The 25,978-nt window shown below is 69.3% G+C and carries 22 protein-coding genes; 10 read left to right on the forward strand and 12 right to left on the reverse strand.

From position 1 onward, the window contains the following. Positions 1–104: 104 nt before the first annotated feature. Positions 105–794 carry an FCD domain-containing protein gene (locus AUL35_RS12960; protein WP_062015413.1) on the reverse strand — a complete coding sequence of 230 codons (690 nt, stop codon included), beginning with the start codon at positions 792–794 and terminating at the stop codon, positions 105–107. A gap of 152 nt (positions 795–946) precedes the next feature. Between AUL35_RS12960 and AUL35_RS12965 the strand changes: the two genes are divergently transcribed. From AUL35_RS12965 to AUL35_RS12985, 5 genes are read left to right on the forward strand one after another with little or no spacing between them, the layout of a single operon-like run. Then, on the forward strand, positions 947–2,443 hold the full coding sequence (locus AUL35_RS12965) for an ABC transporter substrate-binding protein (protein ID WP_062015415.1): 1,497 nt from the start codon (positions 947–949) through the stop codon (positions 2,441–2,443). Positions 2,444–2,446: 3 nt separating this feature from the next. Next, positions 2,447–3,286, forward strand: a complete 840-nt coding sequence (locus tag AUL35_RS12970) for an ABC transporter permease (protein WP_062015417.1) — start codon at positions 2,447–2,449, stop codon at positions 3,284–3,286. Positions 3,287–3,290: 4 nt separating this feature from the next. Continuing rightward, a complete protein-coding gene (locus AUL35_RS12975; protein WP_062015418.1) occupies positions 3,291–4,211 on the forward strand; it encodes an ABC transporter permease in 921 nt (306 codons plus the stop codon). After that, complete coding sequence (locus tag AUL35_RS12980; protein ID WP_156417982.1) at positions 4,208–5,566, forward strand: M20/M25/M40 family metallo-hydrolase; 1,359 nt, start codon at positions 4,208–4,210, stop codon at positions 5,564–5,566. Before AUL35_RS12975 ends, AUL35_RS12980 begins: the two co-directional genes overlap by 4 nt. Continuing rightward, positions 5,563–6,549 (forward strand): ornithine cyclodeaminase family protein, encoded by a 987-nt coding sequence (locus AUL35_RS12985; RefSeq protein ID WP_062015420.1) that lies wholly within the window; start codon positions 5,563–5,565, stop codon positions 6,547–6,549. Before AUL35_RS12980 ends, AUL35_RS12985 begins: the two co-directional genes overlap by 4 nt. Before the next feature lie 4 nt (positions 6,550–6,553). Here AUL35_RS12985 and AUL35_RS12990 read toward each other — a convergent pair whose 3' ends face one another. Genes AUL35_RS12990 through AUL35_RS13000 form a run of 3 tightly spaced genes read right to left on the reverse strand, consistent with a single transcriptional unit; the run spans position 6,554 to position 10,426 of the window. After that, the gene (locus AUL35_RS12990; protein WP_062015422.1) at positions 6,554–7,894 is read right to left on the reverse strand and encodes an FAD-binding oxidoreductase; all 1,341 of its coding nucleotides are present in this window, start codon (positions 7,892–7,894) and stop codon (positions 6,554–6,556) included. A 3-nt stretch (positions 7,895–7,897) separates the two neighbouring features. Beyond that, the gene (locus AUL35_RS12995) at positions 7,898–8,587 is read right to left on the reverse strand and encodes an SDR family NAD(P)-dependent oxidoreductase (RefSeq protein WP_062015424.1); all 690 of its coding nucleotides are present in this window, start codon (positions 8,585–8,587) and stop codon (positions 7,898–7,900) included. Between the two features lie 3 nt (positions 8,588–8,590). Then, positions 8,591–10,426: an ABC transporter ATP-binding protein gene (locus AUL35_RS13000; protein WP_062015425.1), complete on the reverse strand. Its 1,836-nt coding sequence runs from the start codon at positions 10,424–10,426 to the stop codon at positions 8,591–8,593. Positions 10,427–10,628: 202 nt separating this feature from the next. Between AUL35_RS13000 and AUL35_RS13005 the strand changes: the two genes are divergently transcribed. The 3 genes from AUL35_RS13005 to AUL35_RS13015 are packed head-to-tail and all read left to right on the forward strand — an operon-like array spanning position 10,629 to position 15,242. Then, entirely contained in the window at positions 10,629–11,633 is a 1,005-nt protein-coding gene (locus AUL35_RS13005; protein WP_062015427.1) for a 1-aminocyclopropane-1-carboxylate deaminase/D-cysteine desulfhydrase, read from the forward strand. Positions 11,634–11,637: 4 nt separating this feature from the next. Next, positions 11,638–13,668, forward strand: a complete 2,031-nt coding sequence (locus AUL35_RS13010) for a hydantoinase/oxoprolinase family protein (RefSeq protein ID WP_062015429.1) — start codon at positions 11,638–11,640, stop codon at positions 13,666–13,668. Beyond that, positions 13,665–15,242 carry a hydantoinase B/oxoprolinase family protein gene (locus AUL35_RS13015; RefSeq protein WP_062015431.1) on the forward strand — a complete coding sequence of 526 codons (1,578 nt, stop codon included), beginning with the start codon at positions 13,665–13,667 and terminating at the stop codon, positions 15,240–15,242. The genes AUL35_RS13010 and AUL35_RS13015 overlap by 4 nt, the downstream gene beginning before the upstream one ends. Before the next feature lie 64 nt (positions 15,243–15,306). Here AUL35_RS13015 and ugpC read toward each other — a convergent pair whose 3' ends face one another. The 8 genes from ugpC to AUL35_RS13055 form a co-directional block, all read right to left on the reverse strand. Then, positions 15,307–16,356, reverse strand: a complete 1,050-nt coding sequence (gene ugpC, locus AUL35_RS13020; protein ID WP_062015433.1) for a sn-glycerol-3-phosphate ABC transporter ATP-binding protein UgpC — start codon at positions 16,354–16,356, stop codon at positions 15,307–15,309. A 5-nt stretch (positions 16,357–16,361) separates the two neighbouring features. Next, a complete protein-coding gene (gene ugpE, locus AUL35_RS13025; RefSeq protein ID WP_062015434.1) occupies positions 16,362–17,210 on the reverse strand; it encodes a sn-glycerol-3-phosphate ABC transporter permease UgpE in 849 nt (282 codons plus the stop codon). After that, positions 17,210–18,097 carry a sn-glycerol-3-phosphate ABC transporter permease UgpA gene (ugpA, locus tag AUL35_RS13030; RefSeq protein ID WP_062015436.1) on the reverse strand — a complete coding sequence of 296 codons (888 nt, stop codon included), beginning with the start codon at positions 18,095–18,097 and terminating at the stop codon, positions 17,210–17,212. Before ugpA ends, ugpE begins: the two co-directional genes overlap by 1 nt. Positions 18,098–18,113: 16 nt before the next feature. Next, positions 18,114–19,415, reverse strand: coding sequence for a sn-glycerol-3-phosphate ABC transporter substrate-binding protein UgpB (gene ugpB, locus AUL35_RS13035; RefSeq protein WP_062015438.1), 1,302 nt, complete (start codon positions 19,413–19,415; stop codon positions 18,114–18,116). A gap of 247 nt (positions 19,416–19,662) precedes the next feature. Beyond that, positions 19,663–20,127 carry an NUDIX hydrolase gene (locus AUL35_RS13040; RefSeq protein ID WP_062015440.1) on the reverse strand — a complete coding sequence of 155 codons (465 nt, stop codon included), beginning with the start codon at positions 20,125–20,127 and terminating at the stop codon, positions 19,663–19,665. 4 nt (positions 20,128–20,131) lie between these two features. After that, positions 20,132–20,983, reverse strand: a complete 852-nt coding sequence (locus tag AUL35_RS13045; protein WP_062015442.1) for a DeoR/GlpR family DNA-binding transcription regulator — start codon at positions 20,981–20,983, stop codon at positions 20,132–20,134. 11 nt (positions 20,984–20,994) lie between these two features. Further along, the gene (locus tag AUL35_RS13050; RefSeq protein ID WP_062015443.1) at positions 20,995–22,014 is read right to left on the reverse strand and encodes a hypothetical protein; all 1,020 of its coding nucleotides are present in this window, start codon (positions 22,012–22,014) and stop codon (positions 20,995–20,997) included. Positions 22,015–22,105: 91 nt separating this feature from the next. Continuing rightward, positions 22,106–23,071 carry an extracellular solute-binding protein gene (locus tag AUL35_RS13055; protein WP_062015445.1) on the reverse strand — a complete coding sequence of 322 codons (966 nt, stop codon included), beginning with the start codon at positions 23,069–23,071 and terminating at the stop codon, positions 22,106–22,108. A 155-nt stretch (positions 23,072–23,226) separates the two neighbouring features. Between AUL35_RS13055 and AUL35_RS13060 the strand changes: the two genes are divergently transcribed. Both AUL35_RS13060 and AUL35_RS13065 read left to right on the forward strand, forming a co-directional pair. Further along, on the forward strand, positions 23,227–24,303 hold the full coding sequence (locus tag AUL35_RS13060; protein ID WP_062015447.1) for an ABC transporter ATP-binding protein: 1,077 nt from the start codon (positions 23,227–23,229) through the stop codon (positions 24,301–24,303). After that, entirely contained in the window at positions 24,303–25,943 is a 1,641-nt protein-coding gene (locus tag AUL35_RS13065) for an iron ABC transporter permease (protein ID WP_062015449.1), read from the forward strand. The genes AUL35_RS13060 and AUL35_RS13065 overlap by 1 nt, the downstream gene beginning before the upstream one ends. The last annotated feature ends 35 nt before the right edge of the window (positions 25,944–25,978 follow it).

The raw sequence follows: 25,978 nt of genomic DNA on the forward strand, positions 1-25,978 counted from the left end.
GCCGGCTCGTCGAGGCCGTGCTGACGGGCGAGGGGAAGCCGCGCGCTCTTTCCGCCGCCCTTCTGCACGGGGCGGCGTTGCGCCTTGGTTGAGCGGGGACGCCCTCAGGCCGCGCTGCTGGCGCCGTCCTGCGCGCAGATCGCCGCCAGCACGCTGCGCGCCCCGTCATCGATCGCGTGCTCGATGGCGGTTCTGGCGGCGTCGGGCTGTCGGCGCCGCAGGGCGTTCAGAAGGTCGCCGTAGTTCTCGTGCTCGGTCACGGCTCCCTGTTCGCGCTGGTACAGGTAGTTGAAGCCCGGCCCCGCCTTGAGCCACAGGGTCTCGATCACCGCGAGAAGGTTCGGCATGGCCGCCGCCTTGTAGAGCGTGAATCGGAACTCCTTGTTCAAGGTCAGCGCGAGATGGGGGTCGCTGTTCGACTTGGCGGCGAGGTAGCGCTGGAGGAGCGCCTCCATCTCCCCGATCTCGGCGGGCGAGATGCGCAGGGCGGCCTTGGCGGCGGCCAGTCCCTCCACGGCCTTGCGGATCTCCGAGATCTCGAGGGTCTGCTCCCGACCCAGCGTCGGCACGCGAAACGATTGCGCGGGCTCGGCGGTCAGGATGCCGGAGGCGGCGAAGCGCACCAGCGCCTCACGGACGGGGGTGATGCTCATTCCGAGCGTGTCGGCGAGTTCCTTTGTGACGAGCCGCGTGCCCGGCTCCAGCCGACCTTCGATCAGGGCGCGACTCAGCTCGTCCTCGACGAAGGCGACCAGGCTCTTGCGGGGAGCGGGTGTCAGGGATGCGATGCCCATATATGGTCCAGTCCGGAGAAAATCTGCCTAATTATTGGGATAACATCGCCCGCGCCCACGTCTTGCGCAAGAAGATATATCATATATTATTGCGGTGATCTGAACCACGGCGTTGTCGCCCGCGGCCGGCGCCCAACCGGAGATGCAGTCCCATGCGAAAGGTCAAAGCGCTCGCCCTGGCGGCGGCTCTGCTTCTGCCGGCGATCCCCGCTGCGGCGCAGGACGGCGCGATCACGATCGCGCGTCAGGTCTCCACGACCGCCATGGATCCCGGCTTCCTGAAGGAAGCGGCGACGATCGTGGACAACATCTTCGACACGCTGGTCATGCGCGACCAGGATATGAAGCTCGTTCCGGGACTGGCCGAGTCGTGGAAAGCGATCGACGACCGGACGTGGGAGTTCAAGCTTCGCAAGGGCGTCACCTTCCACGACGGCGAGACCTTCGATGCCGAGGCGGTGAAGTTCTCGATCGACCGCATTCTCGACCCCTTGGCCAAGTCGCCGACGCTCTCCTACATCCGCACGATCGAGGGCGTCGACATCATCGACCCCACCACCGTTCGGATCCGGACAAACGGCCCCGACCCGCTCCTGCCGACCCGCATGAGCCGCTACCCCACCTATATCGTCCCGCCGGCCTACGTGCGGAAGGTCGGCAACGACGTCTTCGCCTCGAAGCCGGTCGGCACCGGCGCCTACAAGTTCGTGGAGTTCGTGCCCGACCAGCACGTGATCCTCGAGGCGAACCCGAACTACTGGCGCGGCGCGCCGTCCATCCAGCGCGTCACATGGCGCGCCATTCCGGACGGCACCGCCCGCATGACGGCCCTCATCACCGGCGAGGCGGACCTTGTCGAGAACGTGCCGGTGGATCTGGCACCCCTGATCCAGTCGTCCCCCGACGCCGATCTGGTGCAGGTCAAGAACGGCGGCCTGACGATCTATCTGGGCCTCGTGATGAAGGACAAGCCGCTCGACGACACGAAGGTCCGGCAGGCGCTGGACGCCGCGATCGACCGCAAGGGCATCGTCGACAACATCCTGCAGGGCATGGCGACGCCCAAGGGCACGCAGGTCGGCCCGGCCGACTTCGGCTATCTCGACGTTCCGCCCACCCCCTACGACCCGGCCAAGGCCAAGGCGCTCCTGGCGGAAGCCGGCTACCCCGACGGCTTCCGCATCAAGATGCAGTCGACCACGCGCTACATGAAGGATGGGGAGGTGGCGCAGGCCATCGCCCAGCAGTTCGGCGACGTCGGCGTCCGGATCGACCAGGAGGTGCTCGATTGGTCGGTCTACACCCAGCAGGTGCCGCGCCAGGGCCCCATCTTCATGCTCGGCTGGGGATCGACCCAGACGCTCGACGCCGATGCCGCCCTCTACGCCATCATGAGGACGGGCGAGCCCTATTCCACGGCCTCGATTCCCAAGCTCGACAGGCTCCTCGACGAGAGCCGCCGGGTCGTCGACCCAGCCGCCCGCAAGACGATCCTCGAGGACATCCAGAAGACCGCCGCCGAGCAGGTGCCGCTCCTGCCGCTCTACCAGGAGGACGCCCTCTACGGTAAGTCCAAGCGCGTCCTCTTCGAGGGGCGCCCCGACGCGCGCATACCCGTGTTCGAGATCAAGCTCGCGCCGGCGCAGTAGCTCATGACAAGCTTCTGGAACGTCCGGCGCAACGCCGACGCGCTTCTGGCGGTCCTGCTGCTCGCGGCCGTCCTGGCGATCTGCGTCTGCATCCCCCTGTTCTGGTCGCCCGATCCGGTGCGCGGTCTCCTGACCGCCACCTTCAAGCCGCCGATGACGACGATCAACGGCCAGATCCACCCGCTCGGCACCGATCAGCTCGGACGCGACCTCCTGGCCCGGCTCGGGCTCGGCACCGCGATCTCGCTCGGCATCGTGCTCCTCGCCTCCGCGATCTCGGTGGTGCTCGGCACGGTGCTCGGCATGATCGCCGGCTATTTCGGCGGCTGGGTCGACATCGTCGTCATGCGGGCCGTCGACATCCAGCTCGCCATTCCCTTCATCCTCCTGATCCTGCTGATCGTCGCCGTCGTGGGTCCCTCGATCGGCAACCTGATCGCGGTCCTGGGCGTCACCGGCTGGGCGATCTTCGCCCGCGTCGCGCGCGCCCGCACGCTGGAGGTGCGCGAACTCGAATATATCGACGCCTCGCGCTCCATCGGCCTGTCGGATCGGGGCATCATCTTCCGCCACGTCCTGCCCAACATCGTCGGGCCCCAGACCGTGCTCCTGACCCTCGACCTGCCGCGCCTCGTGATCCTGGAGGCCTCGGTCGGCTTTCTCGGTCTCGGCGTGCAGCCGCCGACCCCGACGCTCGGCAACCTCATCGGCGAGGGCCGCTCCTTCATTCTCCTCGCCAACTGGCTGGTGCTGTATCCCGGCCTCGTGATCGGCGCGCTGGTGGTGGGTTGCAATCTGCTCGGCGACTGGCTCGTGCGCCGCGCCGACCGGCGGAACGGTTGAGCCGATGAAGACGCTGTCCTTCGTCGCCGGTCGCGCCCTCCAGGGGCTGGTGGTCCTCCTCGGCGTCTCGCTGGTCGTGTTCTTCGCGCTGTTCCTCACCGGCGATCCCGCCGCCGTGATGCTGCCGCCCGATGCGAACGCGGCCGAGATCGCCGCCTTCCGCGAGGCCATGGGCTTCAACGATCCGATCCTCGTGCAGTACGCCCGCTTCCTCGGCGGCGTCATGTCGGGCGAGTTCGGCAACTCGCTGCGCTTCCAGCGACCCGCCGTCGATCTCCTGATCGAGCGGCTGCCGGCCACCGCGCTTCTGGCGTGCGTGGCGCTTCTATGGAGCTCGCTGCTGGGCTTCCTGCTGGGTACGATCGCCGCGATCCGGCGCAACAGCGCGCTCGACTTCGCGATCCGCGTCGTGTCGCTTCTGGGCCAGGCCATCCCGGTCTTCTGGCTGGCGCTCCTTCTGATCATCGTCTTCTCGCTGCGCCTGCGCTGGCTGCCGTCGAGCGGGATCGGCAGCTGGCGCCAGCTCATCCTCCCCTCGATCGCGCTCGGCGCCTACTATCTCAGCGCGATCACCCGGCTCGTGCGCGCCAGCCTGATCGAGGTGCTCGGCGAGAACTACATCCGCACCGCCCGCGCCAAGGGCCTGACGAGCTGGCGCATCGTCGTGCACCACGCGCTGCGCAACGCGCTGATCCCTGTGATCACGGTGCAGGGCATGTACTTCGCCTCGCTGCTGGGCGGGGCTCTCGTGACCGAGATCATCTTCGCCTGGCCCGGCATCGGGCGCCTCGCGGTGGACGCGATCCAGACCAAGGACTTCCCCGTGGTCCAGGCGGTCGTCCTCTTCGCCGCGCTGGTCTTCGTGGCGGTCAACTTCCTGGTCGACCTGGCCTATCTCTGGCTGAACCCGAGGATCCGGCTGTGAAGACCGCCGCGCCGGGGCTGACCGCCGCCGCGCTCGCCCTCACGCAGGCCTGGTGCCGCATCCCCTCGGTACGTGGCGACGACCGGGCCCTGGGCCGGCAGGCCGGCGCGGTCGCGGACTGGCTCTCGCGCGATCTGGGCGCCGAGATCGTGTCGGCGCGCGCCGACCGGGGCCGGCCGCCCGTGATCCACGCCAGGCTCGACGCGGGCGCCCGGCGGACCGTCATTCTCTACAACATGTACGACGTCATGCCGGCGACGAGCGAGGGCTGGCACGCCGCCCCGTTCGAGGGCGGCCTCGTGGACCTCGAGGGGATCGGTCCCGCCTTCGTGGCGCGCGGGGCGGAGAACAACAAGGGCCCGCTCGCCGGCATGCTCTGCGTTCTCAAGGACCTCGCCGATACCGGGCGGCTCGGCGTCAACGTCGAGATTCTGGTGGAAGGCGAGGAGGAGAGCGGCAGCGGTGCGCTCCGCGACTACCTGCTGGCCGCCGACTGCCCGGTGCGCCCGAGCGTGGGCGGGCTGTTTCCCTCGTTCTGCGAGTATGGCGGCGGTCCGCCGCGCGTCTACCTCGGCTTTTCCGGCATCGCCAAGGGTGAGGTCCGGGTGCGGGGCGGGGATTGGGGCGGGCCGTCCGAGGCCATCCATTCCAGCAACGCCCCCTGGATCGCCAACCCGGCGAGCCGCCTCGTGGACGCCCTGTCGCGCTTCGGCCGGGCGCCCACCGGCCGTCTTGGCTCGATCGAGCTCGACGCGGAAGCGCTGGCGGTCGTGGCGGACCTTGCGCGCGCCTTCGATCCCGAAGCCGAACTGCGCTTCCGGCGCACGCAGCGCTTTGCAGCCGACGGCAACGCGGAGGCCCTCCTGCGCCTCGTCCTGTCCACCGCTTCCGCCACGATCTCGAGCCTTTCCACCGAGCCCACTGCCGGCGACGCGGTGATCCCCTCGCTGGCGCGCGCCGGCTTCGACCTGCGCTGTCCCCCCTCGCTCGACCCGGCGCACTTTCTCTCGGAGTTTCGCGAGACGCTGGAGCGCGACGGTCTGCCGGGTGTCGAGATCGCGGTCGCCGACAGCTATCCCGGCCATCGTTTCCCGAGCGGGGCGGCCGGCGTTTCGGCGCTTCTGCAAGCCTACCGGGAAACGGCGCCCGCGCCGCAGGTATGGCCCTGGGCCATCGGCGCGGCGCCCGGCTACGCCTTCGCACCCCATACGCCGTCCTTTCTGATCGGCGGGGCGGGACGTGGCGGTCATGCGCATGGCGTGAACGAGTTCCTGACCCTGGAAGGATTCCCGCGCTTCCTCGCCTCGGTCGAGCTCTGGCTGAGCGCCATGGCGGTGGAAAGCGACGCACCGTGATCTCGCTTCGCTACCTGTCGCGCGCGGATGCGCTGCGCGCCGGCGGCGGCGACTGGGCTCCGGCGCTCGACGACGTGCGCGAGGCGACACGCCTTCTGCGATCGGGCGAGGCCGTAATGGTGCCCGAAAGCGTCCTGCCGCTCGGCGGCGATCCGCGAGCCAACGCCTACGGCCTGCCCGCGCGCCTCGGCGGGCGCTTCGATGCCGCCGGACTGAAATGGGCGGTGCATCGGGCTGAACCCGACGGCGAGGTGCCGAGCATCACGAACGTGACGCTCGTGAACCGATTGAGCGACGGGCGCCCGCTCGGCTTCGTCGAAAGCGCCCATCTCACGCGCATGCGCACGGCCGCCGTGTCGGCGCTGGCGATGCGTTCACTCGCCACCTCGCCGATCCGGCAGGTCGCGGTGCTCGGCGCGGGCGCGCAGGCACGGGCCCATATCGAGATGGTGCGGGAGTTGTTTCCCGGCGTCGAGACGATCCCCGTCTGGAACCGGACCGAGGCGCGGCGGGATGCGTTGACCGCCGACTTCGCCGGAAAGGCGGGGCCGCCGCTACGCCCGGCCGCGACACCCGAGGACGCGGTGCGCGATGCCGAAGTGGTCCTGTGCTGCACCATCGCGCCAGAGCCGATCGTCGGCGCAGGTGCGCTCCGGCCGGGGCGCCTCGTCGTGCAGGTTGGCTACCACGAGATCGACTTTGCCCTGATCGAGGCCGCGGACCATGTCGTGGTGGACCTGTGGGGCGACTTCGCCGAGCGCAGCGCCAAGAGCCTGTTCCAGATGTACCGGGCGGGCCGGTTCGCGCCGCAGGATGTCTCGGCCGATCTGCCCGCGCTCGTCGTGGACGGCTGGCGTCCCGCGCCCGGCGCCTCGGTCGTCTTCTCCAGCTTCGGGCTCAACATCTTCGACATCGCGCTGGCCTCGCGGCTCCTGAGGGATGCGGAGCGGGACGAGATCGGCACGCTCCTGCCCCTGTTCTAGGGGTTCAGAGCCAGTATTGGAGCGATAGCTTCTCGCCGTCCGTGAAGCGCGAGAAGCGGAACGGGCGCGGGTCGGAGGCGGGCGTTCGACCGGTCGCAAGGTCTGCCAGCATCTCGCCCGCCGCCGGACCGATGCCGAAGCCGTGGCCCGTGAAGCCGGTTCCCACCACGAGGCCGGGATGGGAATCGAGCGTCGAGATAACCGGAATGGCGTCGGGCATGGTGTCGATCATGCCCGCCCAGCTTTGAACGGCGACGCCGCCCCGGAATGCGGGAAGCGCCTCGGTCAGCGCCGAGCGGACGCGGGCGAGGTTGGCCTGATGCGGCTGCGGGTCGAGCGCGCGCACGGCCTCGAAGATCGAAGGGCGGTCGCCGTCGCGCGGCTGCCAGCGCAGCGCCTCGTCGATGAAGTCGCGGCCAAGGCGCAGCGACATCCCGCGCCGCTCGGCGAGATAGGCGGGCAGGAAGGTGCGAAAGAAGCGCAGCGCGTCGGGGGTGATCTGCGCCAGGCTCTCGGCGGACGAGGCCACCGTGTAGCCGCCGTCGAGGCGCCTGCGCAGGGCGAAGCTGGAAAAGCTCGCGCAGGATTCGATGCCCGCCTCGATCGGCGCGGTCCGGAAGGCCGAGGACAGGATCTTCAGTTGCGGCAGCGAGAGCCCGAGACCCTTGAGAAGCAGTCGCGACCACGCCCCGCCCGCCACGATCACCGTTCCCGCCGAAACCCGGCCGTGCTCGGTCGCCACGCCGCTGATCCGCCCGCCCGCCGTCTCCACCGCCCGCACCGCGCAGTTCTGGTGGATCATCGCGCCTTGGGCGATGGCTGCCGATGCCATCAACGGCACCGCGCGCTGCGGCTCGGCGCGCGCGTCCCCCGGCACGAAGAGCGCACCCTCGAAGGTGCGGGCAAGGCCCGGCACCGCCTGTGCCAGCTCGCCCGGCTCCATCATGCGTGCCTCGACGCCGAAGGGCGCGGCGGCCTCGATCCAGCGCTCGTGCCGGCGCCGGGCGTCGGGCGTCTTCGAGGCGTAGACGATGCCGCAGCGCCGGTAGCCCGTGTCGCCGTGATTGCCGTTCTGGAAGTCCGCCCAAAGCTTGTGGGCGCGCAGCATCAGGGGCAACTCGCGCAGGTCGCGTCCGGCCATCCGCACCCAGCCCCAGTTGCGGCTGGACTGCTCGCCCGCGACCACGCCCTTCTCGAACAGGGCGGTACGCACGCCCTGGCGCGCCAGATGCAGCGCCGCGGACACGCCGATCACGCCACCGCCGACGATGGCGACGTCGACCGAGCGGGGTATCTCGCCTGCGCCCTGGACGGGATGGATCTCGGGGCCGGACAGCGTCAGCATGGTCTAGAAACAGTCCTCGACGGTCCAGTGGACCGGAATTTCGGCGATGCTCGCGCTGGAGGGCAGCTCCAGGACGAGGTGGACGATGCGCGCGATGTCGTCGGGTTGCGTCAGCTCGGCGGCCGGCGTCGCGGTGATCGCAGCCGCCATGTCGGTGGCGACGAAGCTCGGGCAGATCGCGGTGGAACGCACGCCGCTCTCGGCTCCGCACTGGCGCAGCGCGTGGGCCAGGCCCATGGCGGCGAACTTCGACAGCGCGTAGAGGCCGCCGCCCGCCGACTTCACGCGCTTGCCCGAGAGCGACGCCATGGTGACGACCCGTCCCCTGGTCGCGACAAGATGGGGCCAGGCGTGGCGGGTCAGGCGCATCGGCGACTTGACGTTGATCCCGAACACCTCGTCGAACTCGGCGTCGCTCGCCTCCAGGACCGAGCGGCGAGGAGCGATGCCGGCATTGTGGACGAGCCCGTCGAGGCGCCCGAACCGGGCGAGCGTCGCCTCGACCCACACGCGCTCGCTTTCGGGGTCGAGCGCGTCGAAGCGGCAGGCGAGCACCCGCTCGCAGTCCGGCAGCGGGGTGGCCGCCGGGTCGCGCATACCGAGGCTGACGGCCCAGTCGTTGGCCGCGAGCCGGCCGGCGATGGCGGCGCCGATGCCTCGGGAGGCACCGCTGATCATGGCGACCCGGCGCATCGCTCAGGCCGCCCGCATCACGGCGGCAGCGTCCAGGACCTGGACATGGTGGCCCGGCGAGACCTCGCGCCATTCCCGGCGCGGAGGCGTGTAGCCGAGCGGGCGGATCGGGTTCTTGACCTCGCCGTCGTCGGCCGCGCGGCGCAGGCCCCGGCGCGCCGGATCGGGCACCGGAACGGCGTCGAGAAGACGCCGCGTATAGGGATGCTGCGGATTCTCGAAGATCGCGGCGCGAGGACCGATCTCGACGATCTCGCCGAGGTACATCACCGCGACCCGGTGGCTCATGCGTTCCACCACGGCCATGTCGTGACTGATGAAGAGATAGGAGAGCCTCAGGTCACGCTGGAGATCCAGCATCAGGTTGATGACCTGCGCCTTCACCGACACGTCGAGCGCCGAGACCGCTTCGTCCGCGACGATGACGCGCGGCTCGAGCGCCAGGGCCCGCGCGATGCAGATGCGCTGGCGCTGGCCGCCGGAGAACTCGTGCGGGTAGCGCGAGGCGACGTCGGGATCCAGGCCGACGCGCGGCAGGAGGTCGGCCACGCGCGCACGCGCGGCCTCGCGGTCCGCGAGGCCATGGACGAGAAGCGGCTCGGCGATCGCCGCGCCCACGCGCATGCGCGGATCGAGGCTGGCGAACGGATCCTGAAAGATCATCTGGATGCTGCGGCGAACGGTGGCGAGCTCGCCGGCGTTCAGCTTGAGGATGTCCTGCCCGTCGAGCGCGATCGACCCGCCCCGGGCCGGGGTCAGGCGCAGGATGGCACGCCCCGTGGTGGACTTGCCGCAGCCCGACTCGCCGACCAGCGCGAGCGTCTCGCCGGCCCGAAGGTCGAAGGACACGTCCTCCACCGCATGGACGCGGCCCGCGACACGGCCGAGGAAGCCCGATGACAGATCGAAGCGGGCGACGAGGTTGCGAACCGAAAGGAGAGGTGGTCCCGCCTCGTCCGGCGCCTCCACCACCTCGTCGCCCGCGACCGCGGCGCCGGTCGTGGTGTCGATCAGGGGGAAGCGCGCGGGCCGAAGGGTGCCGCGCATCGATCCGAGCTGGGGCACGGCTGACAGGAGCGCTTTCGTATAGGCCTCGCGCGGCTCGCGGAAGATCGCGGCGGTGTCGCCCGCTTCCACGACCTCGCCCCGGAACATCACGGCGGTCCGGTCGGCAATCTCGGCCACCACGCCCATGTCGTGGGTGATGAAGAGGACGGCGAGGTCCTCGTCCTCCTGCAGGTTGGCGATGAGCTGGAGGATCTGGGCCTGGATGGTGACGTCGAGGGCGGTGGTCGGCTCGTCGGCGATCAGGAGCTTGGGCTGGCAGGCGAGAGCGATCGCGATCATGACGCGCTGGCGCATCCCGCCCGACATCTGATGGGGATACTCGTCGAAGCGCCGCGCGGCGGCGGCGATGCGTACCTTGTCGAGAAGGCGCAGCGTCTCCGCCTTGGCCGCGCGGAAGCCGAGGCGCCGATGCTGCATCAAGACCTCGGCCAGCTGGTCCCCGACGGTCAGCGAGGGGTTCAGCGAGGTCATCGGTTCCTGGAAGATCATCGCGATCCGGTTGCCGCGAATGTCGCGCATGGCGCGCTCGCCCGCCTGCAGCAGATCGCGCCCCTCGAAGTGGACGCGCCCGGACAGGCGCGTCGTGTCGGTCGGGAGAAGTCGCAGGATCGACAGGGCGGTCACGCTCTTGCCCGAACCCGACTCGCCGACCAGCGCCACGGTCTCGCGCGGGCGGATGTCGAAGGACACGCCGCGCACGACCTCGCGCCAGCCGTCCTGGCGGGCAAAGGCAATGCGCAGGTCGTCCACGCGCAGGATCGGATCGGTCACGCGAAAACCTCCTGGTCACTCTGCAAGGGCGGCAGCGTCCCGACCCCGCAGCATCCGCTTCGAGTGGGTCGCCGATGCGCCGGAACTTCGGCAAGGGCAAAAACCACTTGCCGCCAGATTAGAGAATATATCATATATCGTAAAGTCGGCCGCAGGGATTGGATGCGCCAGTCCGCCCTCGGGCCGCTGATCGGAGCCCCGGATGCATCTCGACGCCATTCCCCGTCTTTCGCTCGGCTTTCTGCCCACTCCGCTCGAAGCCATGGATCGGCTGGGCGGGGAACTCGGGATCGAACTGCGCGTGAAGCGCGACGACTTCACCGGCTTCGGCGGCGGCGGCAACAAGGTCCGCAAGCTCGAATACCTGATGGCGGACGCCGTCTCGCGCGGGGTCAAGGTCGTCATCACGACCGGCGGGCATCAGTCCAACCACGCCCGCATGACGGCGGCGGCCGCGCGCAAGTTCGGCATGAAGCCGATCCTGGTCCTGCGCGGCAACAGTCCCGCCGTGATGCAGGGCAACCTGCTGCTCGACCACCTCCTGGGTGCCGAGATCGACTTCCTCGATCCCGACGCCTACTTCGGCGAGGTCGGACCGCGGATGCAGAAGCATGCCGACGAGGCCCTGGCACGGGGCGAGACGCCCTATATCATCCCGCTCGGCGGGGCGAGCGCGCTGGGCGCCATGGGCTATGTGTCGGCCGTGCGCGAGCTGTCGGAGCAGTACGCGGCGGCAGGGCAGGCGGCCCCCGACCTCATCGTGACGCCCGTCGGCTCAGGCGGGACGCTGGCCGGGCTTCTGATCGGCTGCGCGATGTTCTGGCCCGATACCAAGGTCGCCGGGATCGCGGTGAGCGGCAGCGCCGTGCCGTTTTCCGAGCGCATCGCCGTCATGGCGAACGCGGGCGCCGAACTGATCGGCTTCGACCGCCGCTTCGCGCCTTCGGACCTGCGCATCGAGACGGGCTATGTCGGCGAGGCCTACGCGGTTCCCAGCCCGGACGGCAACGAAGCGATCGTGCGCGTCGCGCGATCCGAAGGCGTCTTCCTCGATCCCGTCTATACCGGCAAGGCGATGGCGGGGCTCATCGACTGCGTGAAGCGCGGCAGCATCGCGCAAGGGAGCCGGGTGGTGTTCATTCACTGCGGCGGATCGCCCGCGCTCTTCCCGCATGCCGAGCTCCTGACCCGCGACCGGGTGAACTGACGCCATGGCCACCCGGATCGGCTGCGACGTCGGCGGCACCTTCACCGATCTCTGCCTGTTCGACGACGCGACCGGGCGGAGCGTCCTTGTCAAGATCCCGACCACCACCGGGCGCCAGGACGAGGCCGTGATCGCGGCCGCGCGCATCGCCCTGGAGGAGGCGGGCCTCGCGCCCGGCGCGCTCGATGGCTTCGCCCACGGCACGACGGTCGCGACCAACGCGATCCTGGAGCGCAAGGGCGCGCGGGCCGCGCTGCTCGTGACGCGGGGATTTCGCGATGTCCTTCGGATCGGGCGTCAGACGCGGGCTCATCTCTACGACCAGTATGCGCGCAATCCCGAACCGCTCGTGCCCGACGATCTCGTATTCGAGATCACCGAGCGCTGCGGACCGGACGGGACCGTCGTCACGCCGCTCGACGAGGCGAGCGTGCATGCGGCCATCGCGGCCCTGCGCGAGGCGGGCGCGCGGACGGTCGCCGTCACCTTTCTGCATTCCTATGCCGCGCCCGCGCACGAGCGGCGGGTCGCCGAGATCCTGCGCATGGCCGCGCCCGATCTCAAGGTCTCGATCTCCAGCGAGATCCTGCCCGAGCCCGGCGAGTACGAGCGCCTCTCCACCACGGTCATGAACGCCTATCTCATGCCGCCGCTGGAGGCCTATCTCGGCCGTATCCAGCGCACGCTGCGCGCCGACGGCGTTGCGGTGGAGCCGGCGATCATGCAGTCGGGCGGCGGCGTCATGCCGATCGAGACGGCAAGCGGCACCAAGGCGGTCCATACCTGCCTGTCCGGCCCGGCCGCCGGCATGATCGGCGCGCAGCGCTTCGCCGCGGCCGCCGGCCATGACGACGTCGTGACGATCGACATGGGCGGCACGAGCTTCGACGTCGGGCTGATCCAGAACGGCGAGATTCTCACCCGCTTCGAGAGCGAGATCGAGGGCTTCCCTCTGCGCGTGCCGATGTTCGACGTCATCACGCTGGGCGCGGGCGGCGGCAGCATCGCGAGCGTCGATGCGGGGGGGCTCCTGAAGGTGGGGCCCGAGAGCGCCGGCGCGCGGCCCGGACCCGCCGCCTACGGCAAGGGCGGCGAGCATCCGACCGTCACCGACGCCAACGTGGTTCTCGGCCGCCTGCGGGCCGGCCGCGAGCTCGGCGGCGGCATCGTGATCGACCGGGAGCGCGCCGCGCACGCGATCGAGACGCATGTGGCGCGCCCGCTCGGCCTGACGGTCGAGGCGGCGGCGGTCGGCATGCTCCAGGTCGTCAACGCGGCCATGGTGCGCGGCATGCGGCGCATCACCGTCGAGCGCGGCCTCGATCCGCGCCGCTTCGTGGTCACCGCCTTCGGCGGCGCCGGTCCGCTCCATGCCGTGGACCTGTGCGCGGAACTCGGCGTCGAAACGCTTCACGTGCCGCCGTCCCCCGGTCTTCTGTGCGGGATCGGTCTTCTTCTGGCGCCCTGGAAGCACGACGAGACGGCGATGGTCGGCCTCCCGCTCGACGAACTGCCGGACGGGCTCCTGCGCAAGCGCATCGCGGCCCTGGAAGCGCGGGTTCGCGAACAGGCCCGGCGCGACGGCGTGGCGGACGCCGAACTCGACCTCCAGACGACGCTCGACCTGCGCTATCGCGGGCAGGGCCACCAGATTCCGGTATCCCTGGCCGGGAGCGACATCGAGCGGGCCATCGACGCATTTCACACGGCCCACAAGCGCGCCTTCGGCTACGACCGGCGCGAGGAAACCGTGGAGATCCGTCTCCTGCGCCTGCGGGGCACGGTGCCTTCGCCGGCGGACCGCTTGCCTCTGCCCCAGACGCGGATCGGCGAGGACCCGGTGGTCGCCCGTTCAAAGCTTTGGATCGACGGCGCCTTTCGCGAGGTTCCCGTCCTCGACCGCGCGCGTCTCGCGCCGGGATCGCAATTGCGGGGGCCGCTCATCGTCGAGCAGCAGGACACGACGCTGGTCGTCGGCGCGCAAACCCTGCGGGTGGACGAATTCGGAAGCATCACCGTCAGGATGACACCATGAGCGACAACGCGATCCTGGCCGAGGTCGTGCGCCACGGCCTGCAGGCGGTGGCCGAGGAGATGGGCGCGGCGCTGATCCGCACCGCCTATTCCGTCAACATCCGCGACCGTCGCGACTTCTCCTGCGGCGTGTTCGACGCGCGCGGGCGGCTCATCGCGCAGGCCGAACACATTCCCGTCCATCTCGGCCTGATCGCAGGCGTGGTGGAGCGGGTGGTGGCGGCGCTGGGCTCCGACATCGCCGAGCGGACCATGATCGTCACCAACGATCCCTGGCTCACCGGCTCGCATCTTCCCGACGTCGTGGTCCTCGCGCCGGTGGACGCCGACGGCGTGCGCTGCGGCTATGTCGCCAACATGGCCCATCAGGTGGACCTCGGCGGCATGGCGCCCGGCTCGCTCGCGCTCGGCACGAGCGAGATCATGCAGGAGGGGTTGCGCGTTCCCCCGACCGTCCTCCTGCGCGACGGAAACGTGGAGCGCTCCACGCTCGCCCTGTTCCAGCTCGCCAGCCGGACGCCTGACATGGTGGCCGGCGATCTTCTGGCCCAGGCCGCCGCCAACGCCACGGGCGCGGTGCGGCTGGCCGAACTCGTGCAGCGCACCGGGGCGGAGCGCTTCCACGGCGCCGTGGAGACGCTTCTCGACGCCACCGCGCGGCGCGTCGAGACGCGCCTTCGCGAGATCGGCGAGGCCGAGAGCCGGTTTGCCGACGTCCTCGAGTGGTCGGACGGCACCGAGCCGGTGGATCTGCCGGTCCGCGTCGCCGTTCGCGTCCGCGACGGGCGCCTCCTGGTCGATTTCACCGGCACCGCGGCACAGGTGGCGGGACCCGTCAACGCGCCGCGCTTCCTGACCACGAGCTGCGTGCTCTACGTCGTCAAGGCGCTGCTCGACCCCTTGGTCGCCTCGAACGCCGGGCTGTTCTCGCAGATCGACGTCGTGACGCCGGAGCGCAGCATCGTCGACGCGCAGCCGCCCGCTCCCGTCGCCCTGTGCACCTCGATCACGAGCCAGCGCATCACCGACGCTCTTCTGGGCGCCTTCAACGCCCTGGTGCCGGAGCGTGCGATCGCCGCCTCCACCGGCAGCATGAACGCGCTGATCATGGGCGGCCGCGATCCGCGCAGCGGCCGGAGCTATTCCTATGTCGAGACCTATGGCGGCGGACAGGGCGCCCTGCCGGGACGCGACGGGGCGGACGGCGTGCATTGCCACATGACCAACACCGCCAACTCGCCGGTCGAGTTCATCGAGCGCGAATATCCCATGACGGTGCTCGAATACGCGCTGGCGGAGCGCGCGGGCGGCGAGGGCGAGTTCCGGGGCGGACGCGGCCTGCGGCGCTCGATCCGTCTCGAGGCGGACGCGGTGGTCACGGTGCATCTCGACCGCACCCGGCACCGCCCCTGGGGCGCGGCGGGCGGACAGCCCGGCGGCCACTCGAGCCTTGCCGTCACCGATGACGGCGGCAGGCGGGTTCTGCCCGGCAAGAGCACGACCGCGCTGCGCGCCGGTTCGATCATCACCATCGAGACGGCCGGCGGCGGCGGCTGGGGCGAGGCCCGGGACTGATCAAGCCCTAGCAACCGGGCTTTCGGCGGGCCGGATCTTTCCGCGGGCGCGGCGCCTTGTCCCGTCAGGCGCCGAGGCGCTTGCCGTCCGGACCGAAGGCGTGGAGCGTGACGGCGGGGGCGAAGACCGAGACGCGCTCGCCCATGTCGAGTCTCGTGCGGCCGGGCACACGGAAGGTCAGGGGCGTCGCGCTGTCCCCGATCGTGCCGTGGACGTAGCTTTCCGCCCCGACGAGCTCGACGGCGCTGATCAGGACCCTGGCCGACAGCCCGTCCGTTCCCTCGCCCAGAACGAACGCCTCCGGGCGAACGCCGAGCGTGAAGGGACCGCCATCGGCGGGCGCGAAGCTCGGGACGTGGATCGCGTTCGCGCTCTGCGCGCCCGCGGGCAGGAGGTTCATGCCGGGCGAGCCCACGAATCCGGCCACGAACAGGCTGGCGGGGCGCTCGTAGAGCTCGATCGGCGCGCCCACCTGCTCGACGAGGCCGCCGTTGAGGACGACGAGCCGGTCGGCCAGCGTCATCGCCTCCATCTGGTCGTGCGTGACGTAGACGCTGGTCGTGCCGAGCGCGCGCTGGAGGCGGCGGATCTCGACGCGCATCTGGACGCGCAGCTTGGCGTCGAGGTTCGAGAGCGGCTCGTCGAACAGGAAGGCGGCGGGCTCGCGCACGATGGCGCGGCCCATGGCGACGCGCTGGCGCTGGCCGCCGGACAGTTGCCCCGGCTTGCGGTCGAGAAAGGCCGCGATCTCCAGCGAGGCGGCGGCTTCTCCCACGCGCCGCTCGATCTCGGCCGCCTTCATGCCGCGGTTCCGGAGCCCGTAGGACAGGTTCTGGCGCACCGTCATGTGCGGGTAAAGCGCGTAGTTCTGGAACACCATGGCGATGTTCCGGTCGGCCGGCTCGACGTCGTTGACGACGCGGGTCCCGATCCGGATCGTGCCGGACGTGATCGTCTCGAGGCCCGCGATCATGCGCAGGAGCGTGGACTTGCCGCAGCCGCTTGGTCCGACCAGCACGAGCAGCTCGCCATCGCGGATGTCGAGGGACACGCCGCGCACGGCATCCGTCTCGCCGTAGCGCTTGCGGACGTCTTCCAGGGTGATGGAGGCCATGAGGTCTACTTCTCGGACTCGACCAGTCCCTTGACGAACCAGCGCTGCATCAGCACCACGACGAGGACCGGGGGAAGGATGGCGAAGATCGCGGTCACCATGACGAGGTTCCACGGGGTGTCCGCGTCGGTGAAGGAGACCATCTTCTTCAGGGCGATGACGATCGTGTTCATCGAGCTGTCGTTGGTGATCAGAAGCGGCCAGAGATACTGCGTCCAGCCGTAGATGAAGAGGATCACGAAGAGCGCGGCGATGTTGGTCTTGGACAAAGGGATCAGGATGTCGCGCAGGAAGCGCATCGGTCCCGCATTGTCGATGCGCGCCGCCTCCACGAGCTCTGCCGGGATCGTCATGAAGAACTGGCGGAACAGGAAGGTCGCGGTGGCCGAAGCCATGAGCGGCAGGGTCAGGCCGGTATAGGTGTCGATCAGGCCGAGATCGACGATCACCTTGTAGGTCGGAAGGATGCGCACCTCGACCGGCAGCATCAGGGTGATGAAGATCAGCCAGAAGGCGACCATCCGGCCGGGAAAGCGGAAGTAGACGATCGCGAAGGCCGACAGGATCGAGATCGCGATCTTGCCGACCGCGATCGCGGTCGCGACCACGGCCGTGTTCCACAGGAGCCGGGCGATGCTGACGCCCCCGATCTGCCCGACGCCGGAAAAGAGCGCCGTGCCGTAGTTTTCCGCGAAATGTCCGCCGGGCGTCAGCGGCAGGGGCGGCGACAGGATGGTCTGGATCGTCTGCGTCGAGGCGATGAACGTGTAGTAGATCGGAAAGGCGACGATCAGGACGCCGAGGACGAGGACGAGGTGGGCGAAGGCCCGGGCCAGGGGACGCTGTTCGACCATCAGGCGTAATGCACCTTGCGCTCGACGAAGCGGAACTGGACGGCGGTGAGGCAGATCACGATCGCCATCAGGATCACGGACTGGGCGGCCGAGGAGCCGAGGTCGAGGTTCACGAAGCCGTCGTTGTAGACCTTGTAGACGAGGGTCTCGGTCGCCTTGGCCGGTCCGCCGCCGGTGACGGCATGGATGATGCCGAACGTGTCGAAGAAGGCGTAGACGCAGTTCACCACGAGCAGGAAGAAGCTGGTCGGCGCGATCAGGGGGAAGACGATCGTCCAGAACCGCTTGGGGCCGCGCGCACCGTCGATCGCGGCGGCCTCGATCAGCGAGCGCGGGACCGACTGGAGGGCGGCCACGAAGAACAGGAAGTTGTAGCTGATCTGCTTCCAGGCGGCCGCCACCACCACCATCACCATGGCCTGGTCGCCGTTGAGAAGTGGATCCCAGTTGTAGCCGGTGGAGCGCAGCATGTAGGCGAACGTCCCCATGGTCGGCGAGAACATGAAGAGCCACAGGAGGCCCGCCACCGCCGGGGCCACGGCGTAGGGCCAGATCAGGAGCGTTCGGTAGATTCCCTTGCCGCGCACCACCGTCTCGGCGGCCGAGGCGAGGAACAGCGACAGGCCCATGGCGAGCGCGGCGGTGGCCAGGCTGAAGACCGCCGTCACCCGGAGCGAGTGGAGGTAGTTCGGGTCGGCGAGCACCGCCTGGAAGTTGGCGAGCCCGACGACCTCGGTGGCCAGCCCGAAGGCGTCCTCGCGCAGCGTCGACTGGTACAGGGCCTGCGCGCTCGGCCAGTAGAAGAAGACGAGCGTGAGCGCGATCTGCGGCGCCAGCAGCAGATAGGGCAGGGCCTTGTTGGGAAAGACGACGCGAGGAGAGGCCATCGGGCTGGATCGACCCTTAGCGCGTCGCGGCCGCGATCGCGGCGTCGCCGCGCTGCTTGGCCTTGGCGAGCGCCGTCTTGGCGTCTTGGCTGCCGTTCAGCATCGCCTCGAACTCCTCGTTCTGGATGTCGCGCACCTGCGGCAGGTTCACGAGGCGCACGCCCTTGGAGTTCTCGGTCGGGGGCTTGCCCATCATCTGGGTGATCGGCGTTTCACGGCCCGGGTTCTTCTCGTAGAAGCCGCTCTTCTTGGTGGCCTCGTAGGCCTCCAGCGTCACCGGCAGGTAGCCCGACTTCTGGTGGAGGCGCGACTGGATGTCGGTCTGCGACAGGAAGTGGAAGAACTGCGCGATGCCCTTGTACTCGGTGTCCGACTTGCCCGCGAAGACCCAGAGGCTGGCGCCGCCGGGCGTCGTGTTCTGGGGCGCGTTGTTCCCCTTGGTGTCGTAGGGCAGCTGGCCGATGCCGTAGTTCATGTCCGATTTCACGACGTCGCCGAGGCCTCCCGAGGACTCGGTCAGGATCCCGCATTCGCCCGACAGGAAGAGCTGCTTGGCCTCGGAGGTCCGGCCGCCGTAGCGGAAGACGCCCTCCTTCGCGAGGTCCGCGATCGCCTGGAAGTGATCGACGTAGATCGGGGCGTCGATCGCGAGCTCGACCTTGCCGCCGGCCAGGCCGTTCTCGCCGCTGGCATAGGAGACGTTGTTCCAGGCCGCGAAGTTCTCGAGGTGGATCCAGGTCAGCCAGGTCGAGGTGTAGCCGCAGGGCGCCGCCCCGCTTTCCTTGATCTTGCGGGCGGCGGCGAAGACCTCGTCCCAGGTCTTGGGCGGGTTGTCGGCATCGAGGCCCGCCTTCTGGAACGTGTCCTTGTTGTAGTAGAGGATCGGCGAGGAGGAGTTGTAGGGGAAGGACAGCATCGTGCCGTCCGGCTTCGAGTAGTAATTGACGATGCCCGGCAGATACTGCGATTTTTCGAACTTGTAGCCGCCCTGTTCCAGAACCTCGGCCACCGGCTTGATCGCGCCGCCCGCGCCCATCATCACGCCCGTGCCGACGTCGAAGACCTGGATGATGGCGGGCGTCTGCTTGGCGCGGAAGGCGGCGATGCCGGCGTTCAGCGTCTCGGGATAGGTGCCCTTGAACACGGGCTTGATGACGTAGTCGCCCTGGCTCGCGTTGAACTCCTTGGCGAGTTCCTCGACCACCTCGTTGTTGGCGCCGTTCATGGCGTGCCACCATTGAAGTTCGGTCGCGGCCTCGGCCGAAGTCGCGAAGGCGGCGCCCACGGTGAGGGCCAGTGCAAGTGAACGTAGGGTCATGTCATTCCTCCCCCGGCGTCGTGGGGACGAACCCCTTTCGGGCACGCGGCCCCCGATCGCCCATGCGTTTTCAGCGGCGGTCTCGCGCCGCCCGTGAATGTTCGAGACAAGCCATGCGAGGCCGGGAACGTCAACCGAGCCGTAAGGCCGCCCTTCGTATCCCTTGTTGATGAACCGGACGGGCAGCCGCGGCGCGAGGCTCCGCCGATCCAGATGCGGCTCTCCGTTCCCGGTCCCGGACGAGCGATCAGAAGACAATGCGACCGCCCCGCCCCAGGAAGTCGCAGGCCTTGGGGTTGCCGGGAATGCCGATCAGGAGCGTGCTCAGCTCCGGCTCCAGAACGGAATCCGCCGCCTCCAGCAGCGGAAGCCAGACGGTCTGGCGCTGGTGCTGCTCCTTCCAGCGCTTCTTCTGGCGCTTCACCCGAAGGGCGAACGTGTCGACGCGCGTCAGCCTGAAGTCGATGCGCGTGCGCCGCCAGTAGGTGTAGGAGCCGAGCGCGGCGCGAAGCGTCGAGCCCACCAGGCCGGCTTCCTCCTCGGCCTCGCGGCCCGCCGCCTCGTCGTCGCGCCGGCCCCTCATGGGCCAGCCCTTCGGGATGATCCAACGACCCGTGCCGCGAGAGGTCACGAGGCAGACCTCGGCCCGCCGGTCGTCGTTGAGGCGGATGGGAACCGCCGCGATCTGGTAGGAGTAGCGTTGCGCTCCCACCGGATCACACGTCCTTGGTCGGACGCGCGCGCAGCGTGTCGTCGCCTTCGTTCTCCGAAGCGATCCTGAGGTCCCGGATTCCGACGCCGCTGCGCAGACGGTCCGTCGGATCGCGGTCCGTCAGCACGACGTCCATGTCGGACAGGCTCGCCACGATGTGAGGGGCCCTGTTGCCGAACTTCTCGTGATGGGCGACGAGGACGCTCCTGCGGCTGTGGCGCAGGACGTCGTGGACGAGGCCGACCTCCAGCGGGTCGTATTCCAGGATCGAGCCCTCGTCGTCGATGGCGCTCGCGCCGAGGATCGCGACGTCGAACTTGAAGCGGTGCCGGCTCGGGTCCTCGCCGAGCGTCAGGACGCAGGAGTCGCTCCGGCGCACGTAGCCGCCATAGACGTAGACCGTCGCCTCGGTGTGCAGCGCGCAGCGATGGGCGACCGTGAGGTTGGGCGTCGCGATCAAGAGGCGCGGCCGCCCGGCCAGAACCTCGTGCAGGTCGTCGAAGGTCGTGCCGAGGCCGACGAACACCGTGGAGCCGGGTTGAAGGAACTCCTCCAGTCCTTCCATCAGCCGGCGCTTCACCGACGTCAGCGTCGCCTGGCGTTCGTCGTGGACATGGCGCGCGACGCCGGGCGCCGCGAAGGCCGCGCCGAAGCCTTTCTGCAGCGCGCCGCGCTCCTCGAGGGCCCTGAGATCGCGGCGGATGGTCTGGTGCGTGACGCCGAAGCGCTCGGCAAGATCGGCGACGGGAACCGCGCCGCGGCTGCGCACGGCCTCCACGATCTCCCGTTGCCGCGCCAGAGCACGCGGGGCCAGGCGCTCTTCGCCGGCCGGCGGCTCGGGCTCGGGAAAGGGCATGGTGCCGCCTGTCACCGGAAGCGCACGCCCAGATAGGTCCGGTCGTCGGTCATGACGCCGGCCGTGGTGCCCTTGGTGCTGAGATAGCTGCCGAGTTTGTCGGGGTCGGCCGCCTCCACGTCCCGGAACGCCGCCTCCCAGGCCGCGATGCCGAAGCCGTCACCCGGTTTGAAGTATCCGTCCGAGAAGAGCTCCAGCGTCTCGACATCGCGGGCCGGCCAGACGCGATGGTCGATGAAGGCGGCCGGGACCTCGAAGCCGTCGAGGCAGCCGTAGCCCAGCATCCGCTCGGTCGTGTTCACGAAGTCGCCCTGACCGTGGGTGATGCCGCGCCGCACGAGCTCCTCCAGCTCCCATTGCGGCGCATCCGGCAGATGGGCGCGGCAGGCCTCGAGCGCGCGCGCCTCGATCTCGCCGAGGAGGTCGGCCTCAGCGCCGAGCGGGCCGGGGGAGGGCGGGCGCGTGCCATGCCATGTCAGGAAGGCCGACAGCTCGGCGCAGCGCTCGCGCGCAATGCCGCGCTCGGCCAGAAGGGTCCAGGCCTCGCGCCGCAGGATGCCGGTCACGTCGTCGAGAGGCTTGAGCGACTGGATGATCTCGCCGCCGTTGACGCGCAATCCGCTGTCGCCGACCGCGATCATCTCGAACCGGTCCTCGAACTGCAGGACGGCCATGACGGTGCAACTGGCGCGCAGGCTCGCGTCGTCGCTCGCCTTGTCCAGGGAACCGGTCTCCACGTAGCCTGCCCGCAGGCTGGCGGTCAGGAACCGGATGAAGCTTTCCGGTCCGCTGTAGCGCAGCTCGGCGGGCGCGGCCCGATCCGTCTGCGCGATCAGGAAGCGCTCGGTGGCGGCCTTCACCCGGCGCGAGGCGAAGCGGCCCGACAGCATGCCGTCGTAGCGCGTGCCGTTGCGGTCGGTCACGCCGTCGATCACCGCGTAGCCGGCACCCTCCACGGCGACGAAGCTGTCCTCGTTGGTCTCGGGATGGTCGAGGCGCTTGCCGCGCGAGAAAGCTTCGAGGTGCGTCATCACAAGGCCATGCGGGAGGGGCGTCGAGGTCGCGCCCCGGCAGCGGGCAGGTGCCGCCGGGGCCTTGAGTTGAGAGGCGGCGGCCGGAGCGCTACTCGCCGATCGCCTGGCGCCACTTGGCGAGCACCGCGTCGGCGCCGCCGAAGTCCTGGAGCGGCTTGACCTTGACGAGCTTGAGCTCGGTCAGGGCCGGCGTGCCCTGCGGTCCCGAAACGTCGGTGCGCACCGAGCGGCGGCCGATATCCTGGACGAGGCGTTCCTGCGTCGCCTTCGACATCGCCCAGTCGATGAAGACGCGGCCGTTGTCGGTGTTGGGGCCGCCCTTGACGAGGGCGATGCCGTCGGGGGTCGTCGCCGTGCCGTCCTCGAGATGGACGATCTCCATCGGCGCGCCGCCGCGCACGTATTCCAGCGCGTTGTCCTCCAGCATCAGGCCGAGGCTCGTCTCGCCATCGGCCACGAAGCGCGGCACGGCGCCCGACGAGTCGGTGAACACGAAGTTCTTGGCGATCTGCCCGTATTCGTCCCAACCCTTGTCGCCGAAGACGGTGAGCACGGTCTGGAGCTGCTGCATGGCCGAGCCGGAGCCGTCGGCGCGGGCCGAGGCGATCTGGCCCTTCCACTTCGGGTCGGCGAGCGCGGCCCAGGTCCGGGGCGCGCCGTCCATCGGCTGCATCTCGGTGTTGACGGCCAGGACGTAGACGACCGCCGTGTAGGGGGTCCAGGCCGGGCTTTCGATGAACTGCGGGTCGACCTTGTCCATCTCCTTGGGCCGATAGGGCTCGAGAAGGTCGGCATATTCGGTGAGCTGGCTGCCGGTGACGCTCCAGATCACGTCGGCGGCGGGCTTGCCGCTTTCCGCGCGCACCCGGCGGGCGATGTCGCTCGAGCCGAGCTTGACCACCTCGGCGCGGATGCCGGTTTCCTTTTCGAACATCGGCAGGAGCGTGTCGACGATCGAGGCCTTGTGCGCGGTGTAGACGACGACCGACTTGTCCTGCGCGAGCGTCGGCACGGCAAAGACGCCGGACAGAGCCGCGCCCAGGATTGCGCCCAAGATTGTGCGTCTTCGAAACATGGTTCCTCCCGTGAATGTTCGAAGTCAAATATCCTTGGGTTCGATTGTTGTCTCAACGCCATTCATGTTGCAACATGAAAATATAAGCGGCGTTTACGAACATGTGCGGCGCTGTCCGGGGAGGGGATCGGCCGATGGCGTACTTGCAGGTTCGAAACGCGACCAAGACGTTTGCGGGCGGCATGACGGCGCTGCGCGGCGTCTCGCTCGACGTCCGGCGCGGCGAGTTCTTCACCCTTCTGGGCCCGAGCGGCTGCGGAAAGACAACGCTCCTGCGCGCCATCGCGGGATTCAACCCGCTGACGTCGGGCACCATCGCGGTGGACGGCACCGACCTCACCAGCGTGCCTCCGCACAAGCGCGACATCGGCATGGTCTTCCAGGACTACGCCGTCTTCCCGCACCTGTCGGTCTTCGACAACGTCGCCTTCGGCCTGAAGCCGCGCAAGGTTCCCGCCGCCGAGGTGGCGCGCCGCGTTCCCGAGGCGCTGGAGGCCGTGCGGCTCGCCGCGTTGGCCGACCGCCTGCCCGCCGCCATGTCGGGCGGCCAGCAGCAGCGCATCGGCCTGGCGCGCGCCATGGTGATCAATCCCCGTCTTCTCCTGATGGACGAGCCCCTGTCGAACCTCGACGCCAAGCTGCGCATCGAGTTGCGCGAGGAGATCCGGGACATCCAGCAGAAGGTCGGCATCGCGACGATCTACGTCACGCACGACCAGGAGGAGGCGCTCGCCATCTCCGACCGGATCTGCGTCATGAGCAACGGCCATGTCGAGCAGGTCGGAAGCCCCGAAGCGATCTACGGCGATCCGCAGACCCTTTTCGTCGCGCGCTTCGTCGGCACCCTGAACGAGCTCGAGCGAGGGCAGGCGCTGACCGATCTCCTGCGGCGGCTCGAGCTGGATCGCGCGGACGGCCCCGGCATCAACTGGGCGATCCGCCCCGAGGACATGCGCCTGGTTCCGCCCGGCGGGGCGCGCGAGGCAGGCGCGGCCACCCTTGAGGGCACGGTCTCGAAATGCACCTATCTCGGCCGCGAGGCGCATCTGCATCTGCGGACCGACGCGGGCGACCTGATCGTCCACGTCGTGAACCCGTCGCGCGTCGCGATTCCGGCAGCCGGCACGAATGTCGCGGTGGCGCTGCTGCGCGGGGCGCTGATGGGCTTCGACGCGGAAGGGCGTCGCGTCGCGGCTTCGGGGGCGGCGTGATGGCGCGCCTTACCTTCTGGAACGGCGTCCTCGCCTTCGCCTGGGCGCTGCTCTTCGTTCTCCTTCTGGTTCCCGTCGGCTCGGTCCTCCTGTCGAGCTTCTTCGACGCCGCCGGCAACCCGACGCTCGCCAACTACGCCGCCGTCCTCACCGAGCCGCGCTTCCAACAGGCCTTCCTGAACACGCTGATCGTCGGCTTCGGCGGCATGGCCGGCGCGCTCGTGCTCGGCGCGGCCATGGCCTTCTGCCTGTCGCGCTTCCACATCCGGGGCGGGCGCTTCGTCTCGCTGCTCGCGATCCTCGCGCTGGTCTCGCCGCCCTTCATCGGCGCCTATTCCTGGATCATCCTGTTCGGCGCGGGCGGCTTGGTGCGAACGGGCCTTCGCGAGGTCGGCATCGCGATCCCGACACTCTACGGCGTCTCGGGCATCCTCGCGGTCTTCTCGCTGAAGTTCTACCCTTACGTCTATCTTCTCACCTCGGGCGCGCTGTCCAACGTCAACCGTTCGCTCGAGGAGGCGGCCGAGGGCCTCGGCCTCACCCCCTGGCAGCGCACGCTCAAGGTCTCCTTTCCGCTGGTCCTGCCCGCGCTCTCGGCCGGAAGCCTTCTCGCCCTCATCCACGCCATCGCCGACTTCGGCACGCCGCGCCTTCTCGGGCGCGGCTTCAACGTGCTCGCGACCGAGGCCTTCACGCTCTACTCGGCCGAGATCGGCTCGAACCTCTCGATGGCGACGACGATCAGTGTCGTGCTCGTCGCCCTGTCGATGATCTTCGTCCTCGCCCAGCGCTACATGTCGCGGCGCAACGTCTACCACGGCAACATGATCAACAAGCCGGACCGGCGGCAGCTCAGCGGCTGGCGGAACGTCGCCGCGCATGTCCTGGTCTACGTCATCGCACTCCTGGGCGCGCTGCCGGCCATCATCGCCGTGATCTACTCCTTCCGCCGCACGAGCGGCCCCGTGTTCCAGCCGGGCTTCGCCCTCCAGAGCTACGAGCGCATCGTCTACGGCCTGGGCGACGTCGTCTGGAACTCGCTCTCGTTCTCGGCGGTCGCGGTCGTGCTGATCGTCCTTGCCGGCACGTTGATCGGCTGCCTCGTGGCGCGCCGCACGACGCTCGGCACCTCCGCGCTCGACGGGGCCATGATGATCCCCTACGTCATGCCGGGCATCGTGATCGGCATCGCCTATATCGCGGCCTTCAACACCGGGCCGCTCGTTCTGACCGGCACGGCGGCGATCATCATCCTGTCGATCTTCGTGCGGCGCCTGCCCTACACCGTGCGCACCACCGCCACCGCGCTGCGCCAGATCGGCCCGAGTCTGGAGGAGGCGGCCGTCTCGCTCGGCTACAGTCCGTTCCAGGCCTTCCGGCGCATCACCGTTCCTCTTATCGCTCCGGGCATCGTGGCGGGCGCGATGCTGAGCTTCGTGACCGCGATCAACGAGCTCTCCTCCTCGCTGGTGCTCTATGTCGGGCGCACCATGACCATGCCGGTACGCATCTATCTTCTGATCCTCGACGGCGACTTCGGCACCGCCGCCGCCCTGTCCACGATCCTCCTGGTTGTCAGCGGCACGGCTGTCTACGCGGCCTTCGTCTTCCTCGGGCGAGACGAGCGCGCGCTGCTGTGAGCGGGGGGCGGGAAGGGCGAACCCCCGGCTTCGCC

Origin of the sequence: Aureimonas sp. AU4 (assembly GCF_001463765.1) — a bacterium.
Classification (GTDB): Bacteria; Pseudomonadota; Alphaproteobacteria; order Rhizobiales; family Rhizobiaceae; genus Aureimonas.

Excerpts from the sequence above, each read along its gene's own strand:
- AUL35_RS13010 (WP_062015429.1), top strand. The coding sequence starts at position 11,638 with ATGGCCACCCGGATCGGCTGCGACGTCGGCGGCACCTTCACCGATCTC.
- ugpE (WP_062015434.1), bottom strand. The coding sequence starts at position 17,210 with ATGGTCGAACAGCGTCCCCTGGCCCGGGCCTTCGCCCACCTCGTCCTC.
- AUL35_RS12965 (WP_062015415.1), top strand. The coding sequence starts at position 947 with ATGCGAAAGGTCAAAGCGCTCGCCCTGGCGGCGGCTCTGCTTCTGCCG.
- ugpB (WP_062015438.1), bottom strand. The coding sequence starts at position 19,415 with ATGACCCTACGTTCACTTGCACTGGCCCTCACCGTGGGCGCCGCCTTC.
- ugpA (WP_062015436.1), bottom strand. The coding sequence starts at position 18,097 with ATGGCCTCTCCTCGCGTCGTCTTTCCCAACAAGGCCCTGCCCTATCTG.
- AUL35_RS13045 (WP_062015442.1), bottom strand. The coding sequence starts at position 20,983 with ATGCCCTTTCCCGAGCCCGAGCCGCCGGCCGGCGAAGAGCGCCTGGCC.
- AUL35_RS12995 (WP_062015424.1), bottom strand. The coding sequence starts at position 8,587 with ATGCGCCGGGTCGCCATGATCAGCGGTGCCTCCCGAGGCATCGGCGCC.
- AUL35_RS12960 (WP_062015413.1), bottom strand. The coding sequence starts at position 794 with ATGGGCATCGCATCCCTGACACCCGCTCCCCGCAAGAGCCTGGTCGCC.
- AUL35_RS12970 (WP_062015417.1), top strand. The coding sequence starts at position 2,447 with ATGACAAGCTTCTGGAACGTCCGGCGCAACGCCGACGCGCTTCTGGCG.
- AUL35_RS13050 (WP_062015443.1), bottom strand. The coding sequence starts at position 22,014 with ATGACGCACCTCGAAGCTTTCTCGCGCGGCAAGCGCCTCGACCATCCC.
- AUL35_RS12975 (WP_062015418.1), top strand. The coding sequence starts at position 3,291 with ATGAAGACGCTGTCCTTCGTCGCCGGTCGCGCCCTCCAGGGGCTGGTG.
- ugpC (WP_062015433.1), bottom strand. The coding sequence starts at position 16,356 with ATGGCCTCCATCACCCTGGAAGACGTCCGCAAGCGCTACGGCGAGACG.
- AUL35_RS13015 (WP_062015431.1), top strand. The coding sequence starts at position 13,665 with ATGAGCGACAACGCGATCCTGGCCGAGGTCGTGCGCCACGGCCTGCAG.
- AUL35_RS13065 (WP_062015449.1), top strand. The coding sequence starts at position 24,303 with ATGGCGCGCCTTACCTTCTGGAACGGCGTCCTCGCCTTCGCCTGGGCG.
- AUL35_RS13005 (WP_062015427.1), top strand. The coding sequence starts at position 10,629 with ATGCATCTCGACGCCATTCCCCGTCTTTCGCTCGGCTTTCTGCCCACT.
- AUL35_RS13060 (WP_062015447.1), top strand. The coding sequence starts at position 23,227 with ATGGCGTACTTGCAGGTTCGAAACGCGACCAAGACGTTTGCGGGCGGC.
- AUL35_RS12990 (WP_062015422.1), bottom strand. The coding sequence starts at position 7,894 with ATGCTGACGCTGTCCGGCCCCGAGATCCATCCCGTCCAGGGCGCAGGC.